Below are 20,092 nucleotides of genomic sequence, written 5' to 3'. Positions count from 1 at the left end.
TCGCCAGCGCAACTAGGTTCTGAACGCGAAAGACCCGGCGCCGAGCCGCCGTGGGTGAGGAAAGACGGAAGATGACTGCTAGGAAGTCTGGTTTCATGATCGGTGCGGTGGCCGGCGCGGGCGTGGCCTGCGCGGCGCTGGCCGGGGTCGGCATGCGCATGGGTCCGGCGGGCGCCGCCGAGCCGCAGGTGATCCGCACCTCAGGGGCCCCGGCCCCGATGTTCGCGCCGCCGCCCGGCGCGCCGCTGTCGTTCGCCGACATCTTCGAACAGGTCTCGCCCGCCGTGGTGCAGATCGACGTGACCTCCAAGGCCGCCGCCGCGCCGAAGCTGCGCATCCCCGGCCTGGAGGGCTTCGACATCGTGCCGCGCGGCCAGAAGCCGGGCGACGACGGCGAGGAGGCCCCCGGCCCGAAGCAGCAGTCCTCGGGCTCGGGCTTCTTCATCTCGGCCGACGGCTACCTGGTCACCAACAACCACGTGGTCGCCGACGCCGACGACGACGGCATCAATGTCGTGCTCAAGGACGGTCGCGAGCTGAAGGCGACGATCGTCGGCCGCGACGAGGGCACCGACCTGGCCGTGCTCAAGGTGGTCGACCCCAAGGCCAAGGGCGCGGCCTTCCCGTTCGTCAATTTCGAGAACCAGGCCAAGCCGCGGGTCGGCGACTGGGTGATCACCATCGGCAACCCGTTCGGCCTGGGCGGCACCGCCACGGCGGGCATCATCTCGGCCTATAACCGCGACCTGGGCGACAGCTCCTCGACCTTCGTCGACTACATCCAGATCGACGCGCCGATCAACCGTGGCAACTCCGGCGGCCCGTCGTTCGACATCTACGGCCGGGTGATCGGGGTCAACACCGCGATCTTCTCGCCGACCGGCGGCTCGGTGGGCATCGGCTTCGCCATCCCCGCCGACGTGGCCGAGGCCACCGCCAAGCAGCTGATCAGCGGCGGCAAGGTGGTGCGCGGCTATATCGGCGCCCAGATCCAGCCCTTCACCAAGGAGATGGCCGAGGCGCAGGGCCTGGGCGACGTCAAGGGCGCGATCGTCGCCGACCTAGTGGCCGGCGGTCCGGCCCAGAAGGGCGGCCTGCTGCCCGAGGACGTGATCACCGCCGTCAACGGCGTGGAGATCAAGAACGGCTCGGAACTGACCCGCGAAGTGGCCAAGGGCCGTCCGGGCGACACCCTGAAGCTGTCGGTGCTGCGCGGCGGCAAGCCGCGCACGATCGAAATCCGCTCGGGCGTGCGTCCGGCCGAAAAGGAACTGGCGCTCAACGACGACGACAACCAGGACGACGGCGCCGAGGCTCCGGCCAAGCCGCAGGTCCAGACGTCGATCGCCCTGGGCATGACCCTGTCGCCGATCGACGACACGGCCCGTCGCACCTACAGCATCGATCCGGCCGTGCGCGGCGTGCTGATCGACAGCGTCAAAGCCAATTCCGACGCCGGCGAGAAGGGCCTGCGCAAGGGCGACGTCCTGACCAGCATCAATGGCGAGCCGGTCACCAACGCCGCCCAGGTCGCCACGGCGGTCGAGGCGGCCAAGAAGCTGCAGCGGCCCAGCGTCAACCTGCGGATCGTCCGCGGCGGCCGGCCGACCATCGTGCCGCTGAAGATCGCGCCGTAAGCATCGCGCGGAAAAGTGGCCACCGGTTTTCCGCAAAAGCGATGCGAAAGCAAAAAACTAGAGCAAGCTGGGCGTTTCAAACATCGCGCGGCTTGCTCTAGGGCGACGATCACGGAGGCCTTCGCAAGGGGGCTTTCGCCAGAGCGCGGATCGCGCCACCATGGGTGGACGTGACGACAACACGACTGGGGCGTCATCGATTCGTGCGATGACGCCCCTTCCTGCTTTGGGGGCTGGTGATGCGTATCCTGATCATCGAGGACGATCTCGAGGCGGCCGGGGCGATGAGCCACGGCCTGACCGAGGCGGGCTACCAGTGCGTCCACGCCCCCGACGGCGAGGCGGGCCTGACCGAGGCCGGCAAGGGCGGCTTCGACGTGCTGATCGTCGACCGGATGATGCCCAAGAAGAACGGCGTCGAGGTGGTCGAGACCCTGCGCCGCGAGGGCGACCAGACGCCGGTGCTGTTCCTGTCGGCCCTGGGCGAGATCAACGACCGCGTCACCGGCCTGCGGGCCGGGGCCGACGACTATCTGGTCAAGCCCTACGCCTTCGCCGAGCTGATGGCCCGGGTCGACGCCCTGTCCCGCCGCCGCGAGACCGGGGCCGTCGCGACCACCCTCAAGGTGGGCGAGCTTGAGATGAACCTGATCAACCGCACCGTCCATCGCCAGGGCAAGGAGATCGATCTCCAGCCGCGCGAGTTCCAACTGCTGGAATTCATGATGCGCCACGCCGGCCAGTCGGTGACCCGCACCATGCTGCTGGAGAAGGTGTGGGAATACCACTTCGATCCGCAGACCAACGTCATCGACGTCCACATCTCGCGCCTGCGCTCGAAGATCGACAAGGGCTTCGACCGACCCATGCTGCAGACCGTGCGCGGGGCCGGCTACCGGCTCGATCCGTAGGCGGCGTTCGGAGCCTGTGATAGGCTAGCGGCATGAACAAGCTGACCCAGCCCGTTCCTGATGACGACCACTTCGGCCCGGAGCTTTCCGAGGCCGAGATGGACGCCTGGATCGTGCGCAATCGCGATGCGATCAACGAGTCGCTCGATCAGGCTCGGCGCGAACATGCCGCGGGGCTTTCCGAGCCCTGGGATTTTGAGAAGATGCTCGCGGAGGCGAAACGGGAGTTCAGAAAGAACCGCCAGGACTGAATGAGCGCGCCCAAGGTCGTAAAGTCCCGCGAAGCCCAGGCGGACTTCAACCGTATATACGCGTGGATTGCTCAGGACAGCGGCGAGGCTCGCGCGGACACGGTTCTCGTCCGCCTTGACATGGCCATGCTGCGTTTGGCGAAACGCCCGCGTCTTGGTCCTCGTCGTCGAGACCTACGGGGCGATCCCCATAGTTTCAGTGTTGCGCCGTGGCTGATTATCTACGAGCCGCTTTCGGATGGCGACGGCATTCTCGTCCTCCGCATCCTCGACAGCCGCCGAGACATCGCCGCCCTGATGGGCAAGAAGAGCTAGCCCATGCGCCTGCCGCGCCTGATCCGATCGACGCCGTTCCGGCTGACCCTGCTGTTCCTGGCCCTGTTCGCGGCCGCCGCCAGCGCGTTCCTCGGCTACATCTACATCGCCACCGCCGGCGAGGTGAACCGCCGGGCCGACGCCGAGATCACCCGCGAGATGGAGAGCCTGGAGGCCGCCTACCGGGTGGGCGGGGTCAACGCCCTGAACCAGACCATCGTCGAGCGGGCCACCGGCGAGCGGCCTTTCCTCTACCTGCTGCTCGACAAGAACGGCAAGCGGATCTCCGGCTCGATCGAGGAGTCGCCGATCGACGACTTCGAAGGCCAGGGGCCGACCTGGGAGACCTTCAAGCTCACCGAGACCGACATCGACGGGGCCGAGGTCAAACGCTCTGCCCGCGGCGTGCAGGAGCGCCTGGCCGGCGGCGAGGCGCTGTTCGTCGGGGCCGACGTCCAGGAGTCCGAAGCCTATGTGCTGAAGATCGTCAGCGCCATGTGGGGCGCGGCGGTGCTGGTGATCATTCTCGGTTTGGCCGGGGGGCTGCTGATCAGCCGCAACGTCTCGCGCAGCATGCAGGGCCTGGTCGACCTGGTGAACGCGGTGCGGGCCGGCGACCTGCACGCCCGCGCCCAGGTGCGCGGAGCCCGCGACGAATATGACGAGCTGGCCGTCGGCCTCAACGACATGCTCGACCGCCTGGAGCGGCTGATGGGCGGCCTGCGCCACGCCGGCGACGCCATCGCCCACGACCTGCGCTCGCCGCTGACCCGGCTGCGGGCCCGCATGGAGGTGGCGCTGATCGACGCCGAGAACGGCAAGGGCGACCCGACCGCCGCCCTGGAGACGGCGCTGATCGACGCCGACGGCGTGCTCAAGACCTTCAACGCCGTGCTGGCCATCGCCCGCCTGCAGGCGGCCGGCGAGGCGCCCGACCAGAAGGTCTTCGACTCCAGCGAGTTGGCCTCCGACATGGCCGAGCTCTACGAGGCCGGCTGCGAGGACAAGGGCCTGGACTTCAAGGCCGAGATCACCCCCGCCCTGAACATCCGCGGCAACCGCGAGTTCATCGCCCAGGCCCTGGCCAACATCCTCGACAACGCGATCAAATATACCCCCAGCGGCGGGGCGGTGATGCTGCGGGCTCGGCGGCGCTCGTCCGGCGAACTGGAATTCTCGGTCACCGACACCGGGCCCGGCGTGCCCGACGAGGACCGCGCCCGGGTGATCCAGCGTTTCGTGCGGCTGGAGAACAGCCGCAGCGAGCCCGGCGCGGGCCTGGGCCTGTCGCTGGTCCAGGCCGTGGCCGCCTCGCACGGCGGCCGGCTGGAACTGGCCGAGGGGCCGGGCGAATACAACGGCTCCGGCCCCGGCCTGCGCGTGGCCCTGGTCCTGCCGCGGGTCGAATGACTTGTCAAAGATCGCCAACTGTCGATAATTTCGGAGGTTGGAGAACGCTGCCTTGGTGACAAAGAACGTCGTCCGCGAAGGCTTGCCGCTCGTGGTGCAGCGCCGGCGTGAGGACGATCTGAAGATCGAGCGCTTGCGTCAGGTCGTCGAGGCGGGACGCCCGGCGGGGCCGGGTTGCGGCCGTTGCGGTCGACGAGGTCGGTGCGTTTCTAGCCGGTCTGGGTCGGACGGGACGCGCCGCCAAGCGCCCTTGAGTTCGGCCTGTCGTTTCCCCCTTTTCCGTCATCCCGGGCCTCGTGCCCGGGACCCATTTGTCCGCCGCAGGTGCAGGAGGGTGGCGCGCTGGCGCGCCATTGCGCTTCGCTGTCAGCTGAACCATGGGTCCCGGGCACGAGGCCCGGGATGACGGCGTTGGGGATGAAAACGGTCGAAATCGAAGGCCGTGGGTCTAATAGGTCCGTGCGCCGACGATCACCGTGTAGCAGCGCTCTTGCCCCAGCTTGGTGGCGCAGAAGCCGGTCTCCTCGGAGCCCTCGCGGATGATCACATAGTGGTCGCGCTTGCACTGCCACCATTGGTAGTCGAAGTCGCCGCCGCCGTCCTGCTTGAACACCGGTTCGTCGCCGACCGTGTAGAAGCGGGTCATGGCGGTCAGGCCGCCGAAGCTGCCCCAACCGTGGACCAGGCCGCAGACCCGGCCCTCGCGGGTGGCCCAGACCCGGCCCAGCTCCAGGGCGTGCGGCTGCTTCAGCCGGGCGACCAGGCGCGGCTCGACCATGGCCCAGCGCACCCGGCCCATCACTTTGGCCTTGGCCAGCGCCGCGCCCTGGGCCGGCCGCTTGGGCTCCACCTTCAGCTCGTACTGCACGACATAGACCACCGTCAGGGCGGCGCCGAGGGCGATCAGGGCCATGACCATCAGGTCGAACAGGCGGACCGCGACGGCCTTGCGCCGGGTCCTGCGGCCGCTTGAGAACGGCAACTGGAGGACGAAGGTCATGCGCGGTCCCTGTGTAAATTACATCTGTAGTCTATGAAAGTTACAGATGTAATCTCAAGCGTCAAGCCATGGGCTTCGACGGCGGAACGTCGCGAAAGTCAGCGGCGGTGGATGGTGGGCAGGTTGATGCCGTCGACCGGGGCCTCGGCGATCGGGCGGCCGGGCCAGGAGACGTCATGCGGCGGCAGCGGGCCGCGCGGGGTGACGGTCCAGACGCCGCCGGCGGTGACCAGGGCCAGCAGCACGATGGCGGCCGCGCCGACCGCCTGGCGCCGCGGGCTGGGTTCGGGCCGGGCTAGCAGCTTGACCCGAAGCAGCAGCGGATGGGCGGCCCAGAAGCAGGCCAGGGGCGAGCCCTGGCGCAGGGTATGGGCCTCGACCAACGCCAGGGCGTAGGTGCGGCGCAACTCGGGCCGCAGGCCCAGCACCGTGGCGTCGCAGGCCATCTCCTGGTCCAGCCGGGCGCACAGGGCCCCCAGGTGGATCAGCGGATTGCACCAGCCCAGCACCTGGACGCCGGCGATGGCCAGGTTGGCGATCGGGTCGCCGCGCTTGATGTGGGTGCGCTCGTGCAGGTCGATCATCCGCCGCGCCTCGGCGTCGAAGCGGGTGGCGAAGTCGGCGGGCAGCACGATCCGCGGCCAGAAAACGCCCATCACCGCCGGGCCGGCCCGTCTGGCCTCGGCCCGGGCCCGGAAGGCCCGCTCCTGCAGCAGGATGGCCGTAGCCAGGGCGACCGCGCCGACCAGCCAGGCGGCCAGCAGGGCGACGGCGTGCTCCTCGCCCATCAGGGTCGGCGGTTGGCCCGAACCCAGGGTCTCGGACAGGCTGGGAAAGACCGTGGCGATCGCCGCGACCGGCGTCAGGGCCCACAGGCGATAGGCCAGGCGCGGTCCGATCAGCCGCCGGGCCGGTCCGCGCAGCAGCAGCACCAGCAGAACCGCCGCCGCCGCGGCGGCCTGGGCCCGCAGCAGAGTCATGGCCAGGAGTTCAGCCACCATCGTCGAGGTCCGCGATCAGGGTCTTCAGTTGCTTGATTTCGTCGGCCGACAGCGCCCGGTGCTGGGCGAAATGGGCCACCAGCGGCGTCAGCTGGCCGTCGAACAGGCGGTTCAGCAGGCTCTGGCTCTCGGCCTGCACATAGTCGGCGCGCTGGATGATCGGCGCGTAGCGGGCCCGGCCCTCGATGCGGTCCGAGCGGATCGCCTTGCGCTTCAGCAGCCGGTTGATCAGCGTCTTGACCGTGGCCTCGCCCCAGCCTTGCGACGGGGCGACCTCGGCCATGATCTCGTCCACCGTCAGCGGGTGGCGCGACCAGAGCGCGTCCATGATGCGGCTCTCGGCCTGGGTGATGTTCATGCGCTTCGCCTCGTCGAACCGTAACGATTACGCCTGTAACATCGGCTGTCAAGCGGTCGAAGACGAGCAAGCTTCAGCGGGCTTGGTCCGGCGGTCGGTCGGCTAGAGCATCGCGCGGAAAAGTGGCCGGCGGTTTTCCGCAAAAGCGATGCGAAAACAAAAATCTAGAGCAAGCTAAGCGATTCCAACATCGCGCGGCTTGCTCTAGGACTTGCCGTCCGCGGCCAGGGCCGCCAGTCGGGCCCGGGCCTCGGCGACCAGGGCCTGGTCGCTGGCCGGCGCCTGGCGGGCGGCGGCCTTGTCGCGCAGCACCTGGGCGGCGGCGACATTGAGGTTCAGGTGCGGGGATTGGGCCAGGGGCGCGATCAGGGCGCCGGCGGTGTCGTACTCGCCCTTGCGCAGCAGGGCGATCACCGCGTCGATGCGGATCTCCTCGACCTGAGGGGCCAGCAGGTGCGCCTGGACCAGCGCGTCGAGCACGGCGTCGCTTCCGGCCGGCAGGGTGCGGGCGTAGCGGTAGAGGGCGGGATAGAAGGTCGGATCCTGCTTCAGGGCCCGGGCGAACGCCTTCTTGCCCTCGGCCGCGGCCTCGGCCTGGCGGGCCGGGTCGCGCCGGCCGACCGACAGCCACGACACGCCCAGCAGGTACTGGCCATAGGGATCGTCCTGGATCTGCGCGCCCTTCAGCGTCGCGACCGCCGCGGCGGGGTCGCCGAACACCTGCTGGGCGTGGGCCAGGGTGCGGACCGCCAGCGGGTCGCCGGGATAGCGGGCGGCCTTCCTGTCGATCGCCGCCAGGATGTCGGCGGCCTGGGCGTCGGTCTCGCCGCGCCGGCCGCGCATCAGGCGCAGCGAGTCGAGCAGCAGGTCGTCGGCCGACGGCGGCAGCGGCGTCACCGTGATCTCCGCGGCGGCCAGCGGCCTGATCGGGATCACCGTGTAGGTCATGCCCGACTTGGCGTAGGTGGTCAGCTGCCGCTGCAGGGCGGCCTTGTCGGTCTTGAAGGCGGCGGCGAAGGCGGCGGGCTCGGCCTGGCCGCCGCGCAGGGCGGCGAAATAGGCCTGCAACTGCCCGGCCCGCTCGGGATCGCGCAGCAGATAATGGGTCAGCAGCCAGCCCTGGGCGTAGACCATGGCCCCGCGCGATCCGCTCTGGCGGGCGTCGAGCAGGGCGTCCATCGAGATCCAGGGCTGCCGCTCCAAGGCCTGGGCGCGGATGTCGGCCGCGCCGCCCAGCTGGATCGCGTCGCCCCGCACCTCGGCGGTCGCGAAGTACTCGGCGAAGCCTTCCGTGAACCACACCGGATAGGCCCAGGTGAAGTTCTGGCGCATGAAGTGGTGGGCGTATTCGTGCTGCAGGATGTGACGGGCCTGGTCGCGGTCGCGGCCGTTCCAGGTGACGAAGGCCGCCCGGCCGCCGGGGCCGGCGCGGTAGAAGCCGGCGACGTCGCGGTCCAGCCCCGGTTCGACCTTCTGCAGGTCGTCGCGCTCGCCGACCAGATAGATGTCCAGCCGGCTGGCCGCCGCCTGGCCGTCCACAGGCATGACGCCGGCCAGCAGCCGGTGGTAGCGCTCGAGGTCGGACGCCGCGGCGCGAAGCTCGGTTTCGCTCGACGCGCCATAGACGTTGAAGTGCTGGGTCGTGGCCTTCAGCCAGCGGTCGGCGGCCGAAGCCGGCTGGGCCAGGACTGCCAGCAGCAGGATCATCAGCCCGCGCGCGATCGCCTTCATTCGATTCCCCCCGATCCCCATCGCCGAAGACATGTCCGTCTTCGGAAGCTTATCTCAGGTTGAGCCGGCGACGCGGCGGCAGGCAACCCTTTTTTTGACCGTCCGCCCGCGCCACAGTGCCGGCATGACTCGCCTGCTCGAACGCCTCACCCCCTGCGGCCCCGTGGTCGATCCCAAGGCCGCCGAGCGGGCCCATGAGGCGATCGCCCGCAAGGCCGGCGAGGCGATGGCGGCGGTCGAGGCCGCCTGGCCGGCCCTGGCGCCGGTGTTCGCCGCCTCGCCCTACCTGGCCGGCCTGGCCCGGCGCGACGGGCGGCGGCTGCCGCTGATCCTGGCCGCCGATCCCGACGTGCGACTGGGCGAGATCCTGGCCGCCGCCGCGGCCGTGGCCGCCGAGCCCGACTTTGAGACCGCCCGCAAGGCCCTGCGCGAGCTGAAGGCCGACCTGCACCTGCTGACCGCCCTGTGCGACCTGGGCGGGGTCTGGGAGCTGGACGCGGTGACCGGGGCCCTGACCCGCTTCGCCGACGCGGCCCTGGAGGCCAGCCTGGCCCAGGCGGCGCGGCTGGAGACGGCGCGCGGGGCCCTGCGCCAGGTGGGGGAGGGGCCCGACGGCCCGCTGCCTGGCCTGTTCTGCGTGGCCATGGGCAAGCACGGGGCCTTCGAGCTCAACTATTCCAGCGACATCGATTTCTCGATCTTCTACGCGCCCGAGGCGCTGCCCGTGGCCTCGGGCGTCGAGCCGCAGGGGGTGGCGGTGCGCATCGCCAACCACCTGGGCCGGCTGCTGGCCGAGCGCACGGCCGACGGCTACGTATTCCGCATCGACCTGCGCCTGCGCCCGGACCCGGCCTCGACCCCGCCGGCCATGCCGGTCGACGCGGCGCTCGACTACTACGAGAGCGTCGGCCAGAACTGGGAGCGGGCGGCCCACATCAAGGCGCGGATCGCGGCCGGCGACCTGGCCCGCGGCCAGGCCTTCCTCGACGACCTGCAGCCGTTCATCTGGCGGCGCAACCTCGACTTCGCGGCCATCGCCGACATCCACTCGATCAAGCGCCAGATCCACGCCTACAAGGTCGACGAGCGCCTGACCGCCAAGGGCGCCGACCTCAAGCTGGGCCGCGGCGGCATCCGCGAGATCGAGTTCTTCGTCCAGACCCAGCAGCTGATCCTCGGCGGCCGCCACCCGGACCTGCGCTCGCCGCGCACCCTCGACGCCCTGGCCGCCCTGGCCGCCGCCGGCCATGTCTCGCCCGAGGATCGCGCCTATCTGGCCAAGGCCTATGGCGACCTGCGGGCCCTGGAGCACCGGGCCCAGATGATCGCCGACGACCAGACCCACAAGCTTCCGGAGTCCGACGCCGACCGCAGGCGGGTGGCGGCCCTGTGGGGGCACGGGGCTCTGCGCGGCTTCGACGCCGTGGTCGGCCACCTGCTGAAGGGCGTCAACCGCCGCTACGGCGCGCTGTTCAAGGGCGAGGAGGCGCTGTCCTCGCGGTTCGGCAGCCTGGTCTTCACCGGCGTCGAGGACGATCCGGAGACCCTGGCCACCCTGCGGCGCATGGGCTTTTCCCACCCCGAGCGGGTCGCCGCCGCCATCCGCGGCTGGCACCACGGCCACATCGCCGCCACCCGCACCGAGCGCGGCCGCGAGCTGTTCACCCGCCTGGCCCCGCGGCTGCTGGACGCCGCCTACGCCACCGGCGCGCCCGAGGACGCCTTCAACCGCTTCAGCGACTTCTTCTCCTCGCTCAGTTCCGGCGTGCAGATCCAGTCGCTGTTCCTGGCCCAGCCGCGCCTGTTCGAGCTGATCGTCGAGGTCATGGCCTTCGCCCCGCGCCTGGCCGCCACCCTGGCCCGGCGGCCGACGGCCCTGGACGCCCTGCTCGACCCCGCCTTCTTCGGGCCGATCGAGATGCCGCGTGACCCGCCCTGGGGCGTCGAGGCGTTCGAGCCGGCCATGGACGCGGCCCGGCGGCTGTTCCGCGACCAGTCTTTCCGCATCGGCGTGCGGGTGATCAGCGGCACGGCCGGGGCCCGCGACGCCGGCGCGGCTTTCGCCGACCTGGCCGACCTGATCGTCGGCGGCCTGGCCCCGGTCGCCCTGGCCGAGGTCGCCCGGCTGGGCGGAAGCTTCCCGGGCCAGGTGGCGGTGGTCGCCCTGGGCAAGGCCGGCTCGCGCGAGATGACCGCCCGCTCGGACCTCGACCTGATGACCCTCTACGCCGCCGACGCCCCGGAGGCGGCCTCGGAACTCAAGGGCTGGAGCGCCGACAGCTTCTACGCCCGCTTCACCCAGCGCCTGACCTCGGCCCTGTCGGCCCCGACCGGCGAGGGGACGCTGTACGAGGTCGACCTGAAGCTACGGCCCTCGGGCACCAAGGGCCCGGTGGCGGTCAGCTTCGCGGCCTTCGAGGACTATTACGACCGCGAGGCCGAGATCTGGGAGCTGCAGGCCCTGACCCGGGCCCGGGTGGTCTGGGCGACCTCGCCGGCCTTCCAGGCCCGGGCCGAGGCGGCGATCGCCGCCGCCCTGCGCCGGCCGCGCGATCCAGGGCGCACCGCCGCCGAGGTGCTGGAGATGCGGGCGCTGATGGAGCGCGAACGGCCCGGCAAGGGCGACTGGGACCTCAAGCTGACGCCCGGCGGCCTGGTCGACATCGAGTTCGCCGCCCAGTTCCTGCAGCTGGCCCACGCGGCCGACGGCGGTCCCCTGGCCCAGAACACCGGCGAGGCCCTGGCCGCCCTGAAGGCCGCGGGCCTGGGCGACAAGGCCGCCCTGACCGCCCTGGAGGCGGCCTGGCGGCTGGAGCAGGACCTGTCGCAGCTGCTGAAGGTGGCGCTGGAGGACGGCCACGACCCCGACACCGAACCCAAGGCCTTCCGCGCCCTGCTGGCCCGGGCCGGCGGCGTGCGCGAGTTCCGCGCCCTGAAGGCCAAGCTGACGAGGGCCAAGAAGGAGGCCCGGCAGGCGTTCGAGGCGGTGGTGCGGGGCTGATTTTCCTTCCCCCTTGATGGGGGAAGGTGGCCCCGAAGGGGTCGGATGGGGGTGAACGCGAAGCGTTCCTCGCGCCGCCGGCTCAGCAGTCACCCCCATCCCCGGCCTTTCCCCCATCAAGGGGGAAGGGAGTCGTGCTGTGCGACGGCCACTTTTCCCCTGTAACCAATCGCGCCGCCGCCGCGTATCCTCCAGGGTAGCCCTGGAGTCGCCGCCATGCTGATCCGCCACGCCCCCGACCTGACCGACAACGACGTCACCGACCATGGCCTCTATCTGCGCCGGCGGCAGTTCCTGGGCGCGGCGGCGGGGCTGGGCCTGGCCGGGCTGGCGGGCGGGGCGCAGGCGGCGTTGAGCTTCAGCAAGGGCTTTTCGACCACCGAGCCGCCGACGCCGAAGAAGGACGTCACCGGCTACAACAATTTCTACGAATTCGGCACCGACAAGGCCGATCCGGCCGAGCACGCCGGCGGCCTGAAGACCCGGCCGTGGACGGTGCGGGTGGACGGCGAATGCGAAAAGCCGATGACCCTGGCCATCGACGACCTGATCAAGGCCAACAAGCTGGAGGAGCGCATCTACCGCATGCGCTGCGTCGAGGGCTGGTCGATGGTCATCCCGTGGGTGGGCTTTCCGCTCAAGGACCTGATCGCCGCGGTCCAGCCGACCGCCAAGGCCAAGTACGTCGCCTTCGAGACCCTGAAGCGGCCGTCCGAGATGCCCGGCCAGCGCTGGGACGTGCTGCAATGGCCCTATCGCGAGGGCCTGCGCATCGACGAGGCGGTCCACCCCCTGACCATCCTGGCCGTCGGCCTCTATGGCGACGTCCTGCCCAACCAGAACGGCGCGCCGCTGCGGCTGGTCGTGCCGTGGAAGTACGGCTTCAAGGGCGCCAAGTCGATCGTGCGGATCAGCCTGGTCGAAAAGCAGCCGGCCACGGCCTGGAACCTGTCGGCCCCGCGCGAATACGGCTTCTATTCCAACGTCAATCCGGCCGTCGACCACCCGCGCTGGTCGCAGGCCACCGAGCGCCGCATCGGCGAGTTCCGCCGCCGCGAAACCCTGCCGTTCAACGGCTATGGCCAGTATGTCGCCGACCTCTATCGCGGCATGGACCTGCGGACCAACTTCTGATGGACGCCACGGTCAAGCGGCTGGTCCGCAAGCGGCCCAGCAAGACGCAGGACAACCTGGTCTATGCCGGCGTCTGGCTGGCCTGTTTCGCGCCGCTGGTCTGGCTGGCCTGGCGCGGGTTCAGCGGCGACCTGGGGGCCAATCCGATCGAGGCCCTGATCCGCCAGATCGGCGTCTGGGGCCTGAGGCTGCTGCTGGTCGGGCTGGCGATCACCCCGGCGGCGCGGATCTTCAAGCAGCCGCGCCTGGTCCGCTTCCGGCGCACGGTCGGCCTGTTCGCCTTCAGCTACATCGCCCTGCACCTGCTGACCTATATCGGCGTCGACCTGTTCTTCGACTGGAACCAGCTGGCCAAGGACATCCTCAAGCGGCCGTTCATCACCCTGGGCATGCTGGGCTTCGCCCTGCTGGTCCCGCTGGCCGTGACCTCGACCAACGGCATGATCCGCCGGCTGGGCCGGCGGACCTGGCAGCAGATCCACAACCTGATCTACCTGATCGTCCCGCTGGGCGTGGTCCACTACTACCTGCTGGTCAAGGCCGACCACCGGCCGCCGCTGGTCTATGGGGCGATCCTCGCGGCGCTGCTGGGCTGGCGGGCCTGGGACCGGTGGGGCAGGGGGAAGGCCTCGGCTTGAGCCGGTCCAATTCGTGCACTGTCACCGCAATCCCCACCGCAATCCCGAGCCGTTGCGGACTTTCAGAGAATAAGTCTTGATGGCCGCCATCGAACTGGAACGTGCAGGAAAGGCGGACGACAATCGAACCACACCTGCTCCATGTCGGGCACGAAAAAGTGCCGGTCCTGATTGTCGACAACTATGTCGTCGACCTCGATGCGATCGTCAGTCGCGCGCGCGCGCTGGCTCCCTATCCGCAAGCGACAGGCCCATACCCGGGTGAGCGCCATTTCATCACGCCGGGCGACAGCCTGATGGCTGATTACATCGGTCCCATGCTGGACACCTTGGCGCCCATGATCAGCGACGCCTTCGACGCGGACATTTTGGGGGCCACATCGGCATCCTTTTCAAGGGTCACGACGCGCCCCGAAAAACTCACGAGGTTTCAGAGCCACCCGCATTTTGATGACGCCAGCGGCAAGATGATCGCCATCTTGCACTACCTGACCCCCACCCTGGGCACCGCCCTCTACCGCCATCGGGCCACGGGACTGGAGCGAGTGACCGAAGACAGGCTCGACGACTATCTGGCCTCGATAAAGCATCTTGGGGCTCGCGAAAGTTATATTTGCGGATCAAACGACGACTATGAAATGACCGCCGCCATTACCGGGCATAGTGGCAGAATTGCCGTCTATCCAAGCAATGCTCTTCACTCGGGAATGATTCCTCCAGATCACTTCACCGACCTGGGATGCCCGGAACGACTGACGACGAACGTCTTCATTCGCCTTGCATAGTATTACGGTGACAGTGCATCTAATTCGCGCTTCGACTTGCGCCTCCAGGGGCCACGCGACTGAGCGATCGGCCTGATCCGGCTTAATTAGTGCACTGTCACCGTAATTAGACCTGACCCGTTGCGGACAACGGGGCGAGGGGTGGCGGCCCTCCAATTACGAGTGTAGTTTCACTCATGAGCCGGATTCTTTGCAGCCTCGTCGCTAGCGGCCTTCTTCTCGGCGCGAGCTCCAATGCGGCGGCCGGGAGCACTTCCGCACAAGACGAGGCCTGTTCGGCGGCTGAGGTCGCATTTGAGAAAATGATGGGTGGCGCGACGGCCGCCCGAACGGTGCTGAATGATCGGGTGGACTCCGGCCAGATCAAGCTATGGGTCGGATCGGACGGCTATGATCTTCAACGGGTAAACCCTCCGGTCGAAGGCGAGGAGGTCGAACCGCCGCGATGGTTCGCGGTCGCGCCGAGCGGCGAGGTGTCATCGACGCGACCTACGCCGCCGGCGGCTGCCACCATCAATGCATTCGTGACGGCTCAGTTGTTCAGCGTCAGTCGTTGCGACGTCGTTCGACAAGATGCGGCCGCTCGCGGCGTGCATCTGCAGGCGCCTCCCGGCGCCGACAGGGTCGATCGACGAACCGGCCTGTATGCATACCGTTCCATGACAGTGAGCGTGCCGGTGCTTTCACCGGACGGGACGGAAGCGCTGACCTATGTCGGCGGCGGTTCTGGCCCTCTGGCGGGAGGCGGGTTCCTCTGGCTTTTACGGCGTGACCCCGGCGGCGTTTGGGAGGTCGCCGCTTGGTTGGCCCTTTGGGTCTCCTGATACGTCCGCTTCTCCACCCCTCTTCGACACCAGAGCGGCGTCACAAAAGGTCCAGCTATGGGCATTTACCGATCTTTGTCCGACTCCGAACGCGAAAGCATTTCCGCAGGGGTCGCCCTGGCCGGCCATCTCGCGGGATCGGACGGCTTTCCGGATCTTGTGGATGTGCAAGCGCTCTACGACGCGCTATTGCCCGACCTGACCCGCCCCCACGCCGCGACCGAGGCGCTTGGCTATGCCTTTGGAAACCTCCTCCTTGAGCAGACATGGCTTTGCTGGGCGATGATGCTCGACGACGAGTTTGGCGATGAGGTCGCGATCGTTGTTCGGGACCGGGCCCTAGGCTGTTCACCGCTCTCGATGATGCGCCACAGGCTTGAGGATGGCGAACCCTGCGATCTGGCCGAACTGCTGGACGCGACGGTGCGAAGACTGCGCCAACTCGGGCAACAGGCGGCTTCCGCCTAGGAGCCGCTTTCCTCCCTTCTCTGACTCTGAGAAGGGAGGATTAGGGGGATACCCGCCGGACCGGTCTCCACCTGGGCCTTCTCCCAGCCCGAGGCCCCTCCGCGCCTTGACGCCGGCGACCCCAAACGCGTGACGGCGGGCTCAGCGGCGGACGCGGTAGCGGAGGTGCGTGGCCTCGGGCGTATCGATCACCCGAACGATCTCCAGCTCGACGCGCGACGGCAAGACGTCGAACAGTCGGCGGCCCCGTCCGAACAGGACTGGGATCTGGTGGATTTGCAGTTCGTCGAGCACGTCGGCTTCCAGCGCCCGTTGCGCCGTATAGGCGCCCAGCATCAAGACGTCCCGGTCCCCGGCGGCGGCCTTGGCCTGCGCCATGGCGCAGGCGATCCCGTCGCTCACATAGTTGACCAGCGGATAGTTCGCGACCGACGGCCCGGGCGGCCTGTGGCTGGGGACGAAGATCGGGACGCCCTGATTGTCGCCGCCCCAGTGATCGACCTGCTCCACGGTTCGCCGACCCGCCAGAATGGCGCCTGGCCCGTTCCATTCGTCCCAAAGCTGTCCGACCGGCCCGGTCGGTCGGGAAAAATCCCCGTACCAGTCGTGCAGCCGCATGAAGTCGTCGCCGCCGGGATTGCCCACGTCATCGTTGGGCCCCGCGATATAGCCGTCCAGCGACATGGACATGAAGAGCACTGATGCGGACACTTTTATCTCCCGTGGTCTTGATGCTCCTAAGGACGCCCGAGCGACGCTGACGCCGACATCCCGAACACGGATTTGGGCGCCGCCCTGTCTCACGAGGGGCCGAACCCGGCTCAAGCCGACGGGTCCGGCCCTCATATCCAGCGAACCGCCGGCGCCCCGCCGGACCCCTCACAGCACGCTCAGCCGCGGCCGGCGGCCCGCGCCCAGCATCAGGTCGGTGAGCGCCCAGACCAGGGCGTCGGCGCGGTCGGGGCTGTGGTCGAGGTCGCCCGAGCCCAGGGCCATCAGCTCCTCCTCCAGGGCCGCGAAGGCCCCGCAGTGGACCACCCGGCCCTGTTCGTAGAGGGCGGCCACCGGCTCGGCCCGGGCCCGCTTGCCCAGCGAGGCCCGCACCAGCTTGACGCCGCAGGGCGGGTCGGCCTGGGCCAGGACCGAGCGGACCATGTCGCCGCCCTGGTTGGCCTCGGCGACCAGGGCGTCGGCCCGCCACAGCACCGCCGCCTCGACCGCCCGCCGGGCCCAGGCGTTGGGCGACAGGCCGCGGGCGGTGCGGTCGGCCAGCACGAAGGCCCGCTCGCCGGCCCGGCCGCAGACGACGATGCCGCAGGCGTCGCCCGTGGCCGTGGCCGGCGGGTCGACGGCGACCACCACCCGCTCGAAGGCGGCCGGCGGCGCGCCCCGGCAGCGGGCCAGGTCCTCGGCCCGGAACAGCCCGCCCTCGCCCTCGACGATCAGCCCGTCCAGCTCCTGGGCGGCCAGGCGGGTGCCGCCGTACAGGCTCTGCAGGGTGGCCAGGAAGGCCGGGGCGAGGTTGGTTTCGTTGGCCGCCGTCGCCGCCCGGCTGACCACGGTGCCGGCCTCGGCGACCAGGGTCCGCAGGGCCCGGATCGGCCGCGGGGTGGTGGTGACCATCAGCCGCGGATCCTGGCCCAGCCGCAGGCCGAACCGCAGCATGGCCAGGGTCTCGGCCGGCTTGGGCCAGGCGCAGAACTCGTCGGCCCAGGCGGCGTGGAACTGCGGGCCGCGCAGGGAGTCGGGGTCCTCGGCCGAGAACACCTGGGCCACGGCGCCGGTCCCGAACACCAGCCGCCGGCGGCTGGGCTGCCAGTGCGGCCGGTCGCCGGGCAGGTACAGGCTCTTGAGGCCCGAAGGCCCCTCGATCATCACCTCGCGCACGTCGTGGAAGGTGGGACCGACCAGGGCCAGATGGCCGTGGCGCGTGGCCTGGTCGGCGATCCAGGCCGCCCCGGCGAAGGTCTTGCCCGCGCCGCGGCCGCCCAGGAACAGCCAGGTGGTCCAGGGATCAGGCGGGGGAGTCTGGTGCTCCGCCGGGACCGGGGGCAGCATCTTCGCCGCGTCCACCACGAGGGACCAGAACGTTTCGACCATCCATTGCTTTACTTTCCCGTCGGGCAGCAAGTGCAGCCAGTCTTCGCTGGATTTCGGCGTGAAGCGCTTCAAAACGTTCGGGGGTTCGGCCAGAGTCGTCATTCATTTCCATCTCCTCTTGGGGGGCGGGGTCGTTCTCGTTGGCGGGGCGGCCCTTGGCGACCGAGGCCGCGATCTTCCGGCGCTGGGCCTGGACGTCGGCCAGCGACTTGCGGCCCATCGCCAGGGTGGCGTTGACGCGGCGGCCGGTCAGGGCGACCTCGCCGAGCAGCTTGTTCTGTTCGGCCGCGTTGCGCTGAGACGTGGTCGCCTCGATCAGCAACACGTTTTCGGCGTGCATCCTCGCCAGCAGGCTGTCGCTGCCTCGCATCCGTTCTTCGGGGCTCATCTTGCTTCTCCCGGCCATGACAGAAGTCTACGGGGGCTGCGGGCGCCGAGGACAAGTTTGGTCGAGAAAGTTTAGAGCTTTGATTTTTCTGGGGTTCATGCGCTGGACGCCGAGCATCGACCGCGCTCGATCCCCGCAAAGGCCTCCCATCGGGACGCGCGTGTTGAACTTCTGTGCTATCGTTGCGACATAAGCCCCGAAGAGATCCGCCGGTCGCGCCGCCTCGCAGGCGGGCCGCGCCGGCCGTTACAGCCTGAGCAGACCACCATGACCCTCGAAGACACGGCCGAGATCGAAGCCGAGACCCGCACCGGCGCGATCAAGATCCACAAGCCCGCCGACTTCGAGGGCATGCGCAAGGCCGGCCGGCTGGCGGCCGAGTGCCTGGACATGCTGATCCCCCACGTGCAGCCCGGCGTGTCGTCCGACGAGCTCGACCGCCTGGCCCGCGAGTTCATCCTCGACCGCGGGGCCCTGCCGGCCTGCCTGTTCTATCGCGGCTATCCCAAGACCGTCTGCATCTCGCGCAACCACGTGGTCTGCCACGGCATTCCGGGCGAATGGGCCCTGCGCGAGGGCGACATCGTCAATATCGACGTCACCGTGATCGTCGACGGCTGGCACGGCGACACCTCGCGGATGTACGGGGTCGGCGAGGTCGGGGCCAAGGCCCGCCGGCTGGTCGACGTCACCTATGAGGGCATGGCCCGCGGCCTGGCGGCGGTGAAGCCGGGGGCGACCCTGGGCGACATCGGCCACGCCATCCAATCCTATGTCGAGGCCCAGCGCTGCAGCGTGGTCCGCGACTTCTGCGGCCACGGCCTGGGCAAGGTGTTCCACGACGCGCCCAACATCCTGCACTTCGGCCGGCCCGGCCAGGGCGCGGTGCTGAAGCCGGGGATGTTCTTCACCATCGAGCCGATGGTCAATCTGGGCAAGAGCGCGGTCAAGGTGCTAGGCGACGGCTGGACGGCGGTGACCCGCGACAAGTCGCTGTCGGCCCAGTGCGAGCACTCGATCGGCGTCACCGAGGACGGCTACGAGATCTTCACCGCCTCGCCGGCCGGCCTGTTCCAGCCGCCGATCCTCGGGGCCTAAGCCCTCGACAACCCGCGATTGATCTGCCCTACTCGCCTCGCGCAGGCGGGAAGGCGATGGTCAGCGGCAAGTCACTGGGCGAGAGGTTCAACGCCGAACGAACGGCCGACCAGGCGCCGCCGGGCGGCCGATCGCCCGGCCTGGCCGACGCCGCCCCCGTCAATCACCGCCTCGGCCACCGCGAGCGGCTGCGCGAGCGGGCCCGGACCGGCGGCCTGGTCGCCCTGCCGGACTATGAGCTGCTGGAGCTCTACCTGTTCCGCACCTTCAGCCGCGGCGACGTCAAGCCGCTGGCCAAGACGCTGCTGGCCCGGTTCGGCTCGTTCGGGGCGGTGATCGCCGCCGGCCTCGAGGAGCTGAAGACCGTGCCCGGCGTCGGCGACAGCGCCGCCCTCGACCTGAAGCTGCTGCACGAGGCCACCCTGCGGGCCGGGCGCGACAAGATCGCCCGGCGGCCGGTGATCTCGTCCTGGACCGCCCTGCTGGACTATGTCCGCGTCGCCCTGGCCAACGAGCCGCGCGAGCAGTTCCGGGTGCTGTTCCTCGACAAGAAGAACCAGCTGATCGCCGACGAGATCATGAACCACGGCACCGTCGACCACGCCCCGGTCTATCCGCGCGAGGTGATGCGCCGGGCGCTTGAGCTATCAAGCAGCAACATCATCCTGCTGCACAACCACCCCTCCGGCGATCCCACCCCCTCGCGCCCCGACATCGACATGACCAAGCAGATCATCGAGGCCGGCAAGGCCCTGAAGATCAACGTCCACGACCACCTGGTGGTCGGCCGCGACGGCGTGGCCAGCTTCAAGGCGCTGGGGTTGTTCTGAACGTTCGCGGGCGAGGGGAGAGGTGCGGGTTGTCCATTTGGGGTCTCCTTTCCCCAATAAAGCTCCGTCATTCCCGCCCTTGTGGCACGGCTGTCCGGTTGGGGCTGTGGAGCGGTCGGGATGTTGCTGATTTGACTCGGGTCTTGAGATTTTCGGCGTGAGAGGACGCTGACGGGCGTGCCGCCATTGTTTGAGTAGACGGGTTGCATGGC

Annotated in this window: 20 protein-coding genes; 13 read left to right on the top strand and 7 right to left on the bottom strand. The window is 69.3% G+C overall.

Annotated elements, in window-relative coordinates; translation table 11 throughout:
* Positions 1 to 71: 71 nt before the first annotated feature.
* The 5 genes from ACIPQB_RS15530 (at position 72) to ACIPQB_RS15510 (ending at position 4,524) form a co-directional block, all read left to right on the top strand.
* Positions 72 to 1,637 carry a trypsin-like peptidase domain-containing protein gene (locus ACIPQB_RS15530; protein WP_446486153.1) on the top strand — a complete coding sequence of 522 codons (1,566 nt, stop codon included), beginning with the start codon at positions 72 to 74 and terminating at the stop codon, positions 1,635 to 1,637.
* Between the two features lie 239 nt (positions 1,638 to 1,876).
* Entirely contained in the window at positions 1,877 to 2,548 is a 672-nt protein-coding gene (locus ACIPQB_RS15525) for a response regulator transcription factor (RefSeq protein WP_446486152.1), read from the top strand.
* A gap of 32 nt (positions 2,549 to 2,580) precedes the next feature.
* The gene (locus tag ACIPQB_RS15520; protein ID WP_446486151.1) at positions 2,581 to 2,799 is read left to right on the top strand and encodes a hypothetical protein; all 219 of its coding nucleotides are present in this window, start codon (positions 2,581 to 2,583) and stop codon (positions 2,797 to 2,799) included.
* The gene (locus ACIPQB_RS15515; protein ID WP_446486150.1) at positions 2,800 to 3,114 is read left to right on the top strand and encodes a type II toxin-antitoxin system RelE/ParE family toxin; all 315 of its coding nucleotides are present in this window, start codon (positions 2,800 to 2,802) and stop codon (positions 3,112 to 3,114) included.
* Between the two features lie 3 nt (positions 3,115 to 3,117).
* Positions 3,118 to 4,524, top strand: a complete 1,407-nt coding sequence (locus tag ACIPQB_RS15510; protein WP_446486149.1) for a sensor histidine kinase — start codon at positions 3,118 to 3,120, stop codon at positions 4,522 to 4,524.
* A 448-nt stretch (positions 4,525 to 4,972) separates the two neighbouring features.
* Here ACIPQB_RS15510 and ACIPQB_RS15505 read toward each other — a convergent pair whose 3' ends face one another.
* From ACIPQB_RS15505 to ACIPQB_RS15490, 4 genes are all read right to left on the bottom strand, one after another.
* Positions 4,973 to 5,524: a hypothetical protein gene (locus tag ACIPQB_RS15505; RefSeq protein ID WP_446486148.1), complete on the bottom strand. Its 552-nt coding sequence runs from the start codon at positions 5,522 to 5,524 to the stop codon at positions 4,973 to 4,975.
* A 98-nt stretch (positions 5,525 to 5,622) separates the two neighbouring features.
* Positions 5,623 to 6,525, bottom strand: a complete 903-nt coding sequence (locus ACIPQB_RS15500; RefSeq protein WP_446486147.1) for a M56 family metallopeptidase — start codon at positions 6,523 to 6,525, stop codon at positions 5,623 to 5,625.
* The gene (locus ACIPQB_RS15495) at positions 6,515 to 6,883 is read right to left on the bottom strand and encodes a BlaI/MecI/CopY family transcriptional regulator (RefSeq protein WP_446486146.1); all 369 of its coding nucleotides are present in this window, start codon (positions 6,881 to 6,883) and stop codon (positions 6,515 to 6,517) included. Before ACIPQB_RS15495 ends, ACIPQB_RS15500 begins: the two co-directional genes overlap by 11 nt.
* Positions 6,884 to 7,087: 204 nt before the next feature.
* Complete coding sequence (locus tag ACIPQB_RS15490) at positions 7,088 to 8,614, bottom strand: collagenase (protein ID WP_446486145.1); 1,527 nt, start codon at positions 8,612 to 8,614, stop codon at positions 7,088 to 7,090.
* 124 nt (positions 8,615 to 8,738) lie between these two features.
* Between ACIPQB_RS15490 and ACIPQB_RS15485 the strand changes: the two genes are divergently transcribed.
* The 6 genes from ACIPQB_RS15485 to ACIPQB_RS15460 all read left to right on the top strand — a co-directional run bounded on the left by ACIPQB_RS15485 (position 8,739) and on the right by ACIPQB_RS15460 (position 15,464).
* Positions 8,739 to 11,615 (top strand): bifunctional [glutamine synthetase] adenylyltransferase/[glutamine synthetase]-adenylyl-L-tyrosine phosphorylase, encoded by a 2,877-nt coding sequence (locus ACIPQB_RS15485; RefSeq protein WP_446486144.1) that lies wholly within the window; start codon positions 8,739 to 8,741, stop codon positions 11,613 to 11,615.
* A gap of 216 nt (positions 11,616 to 11,831) precedes the next feature.
* Entirely contained in the window at positions 11,832 to 12,749 is a 918-nt protein-coding gene (gene msrP / locus ACIPQB_RS15480) for a protein-methionine-sulfoxide reductase catalytic subunit MsrP (RefSeq protein WP_446486143.1), read from the top strand.
* Complete coding sequence (msrQ, locus tag ACIPQB_RS15475; RefSeq protein ID WP_446486142.1) at positions 12,749 to 13,387, top strand: protein-methionine-sulfoxide reductase heme-binding subunit MsrQ; 639 nt, start codon at positions 12,749 to 12,751, stop codon at positions 13,385 to 13,387. The genes msrP and msrQ overlap by 1 nt, the downstream gene beginning before the upstream one ends.
* A 101-nt stretch (positions 13,388 to 13,488) precedes the next feature.
* Positions 13,489 to 14,172, top strand: coding sequence for a DUF6445 family protein (locus ACIPQB_RS15470; RefSeq protein WP_446486141.1), 684 nt, complete (start codon positions 13,489 to 13,491; stop codon positions 14,170 to 14,172).
* Positions 14,173 to 14,348: 176 nt separating this feature from the next.
* A complete protein-coding gene (locus ACIPQB_RS15465; protein WP_446486140.1) occupies positions 14,349 to 14,996 on the top strand; it encodes a hypothetical protein in 648 nt (215 codons plus the stop codon).
* Positions 14,997 to 15,053: 57 nt separating this feature from the next.
* Positions 15,054 to 15,464, top strand: coding sequence for a DUF3806 domain-containing protein (locus ACIPQB_RS15460; protein ID WP_446486139.1), 411 nt, complete (start codon positions 15,054 to 15,056; stop codon positions 15,462 to 15,464).
* 141 nt (positions 15,465 to 15,605) lie between these two features.
* On the opposite strand, the gene ACIPQB_RS15455 is transcribed toward ACIPQB_RS15460, so the two are convergent.
* The 3 genes from ACIPQB_RS15455 to ACIPQB_RS15445 form a co-directional block, all read right to left on the bottom strand.
* Positions 15,606 to 16,148 (bottom strand): dihydrofolate reductase family protein, encoded by a 543-nt coding sequence (locus tag ACIPQB_RS15455; protein WP_446486138.1) that lies wholly within the window; start codon positions 16,146 to 16,148, stop codon positions 15,606 to 15,608.
* Positions 16,149 to 16,343: 195 nt separating this feature from the next.
* Complete coding sequence (locus ACIPQB_RS15450) at positions 16,344 to 17,522, bottom strand: DNA-packaging protein (RefSeq protein WP_446486137.1); 1,179 nt, start codon at positions 17,520 to 17,522, stop codon at positions 16,344 to 16,346.
* A complete protein-coding gene (locus tag ACIPQB_RS15445) occupies positions 17,479 to 17,952 on the bottom strand; it encodes a hypothetical protein (RefSeq protein ID WP_446486136.1) in 474 nt (157 codons plus the stop codon). The genes ACIPQB_RS15450 and ACIPQB_RS15445 overlap by 44 nt, the downstream gene beginning before the upstream one ends.
* Before the next feature lie 267 nt (positions 17,953 to 18,219).
* On the opposite strand from ACIPQB_RS15445, the gene map reads away from it, so the two are divergent.
* Both map and radC read left to right on the top strand, forming a co-directional pair.
* On the top strand, positions 18,220 to 19,050 hold the full coding sequence (map, locus tag ACIPQB_RS15440; RefSeq protein WP_446486135.1) for a type I methionyl aminopeptidase: 831 nt from the start codon (positions 18,220 to 18,222) through the stop codon (positions 19,048 to 19,050).
* A 56-nt stretch (positions 19,051 to 19,106) separates the two neighbouring features.
* Positions 19,107 to 19,880, top strand: coding sequence for a RadC family protein (gene radC, locus ACIPQB_RS15435; protein ID WP_446486134.1), 774 nt, complete (start codon positions 19,107 to 19,109; stop codon positions 19,878 to 19,880).
* Positions 19,881 to 20,092 lie beyond the last annotated feature (212 nt).

The organism is Caulobacter sp. LARHSG274 (assembly GCF_052871235.1).
The sequence above is the reverse complement of the archived record's forward strand: the minus strand, read 5'-3'. Positions and strand labels throughout refer to the sequence as shown.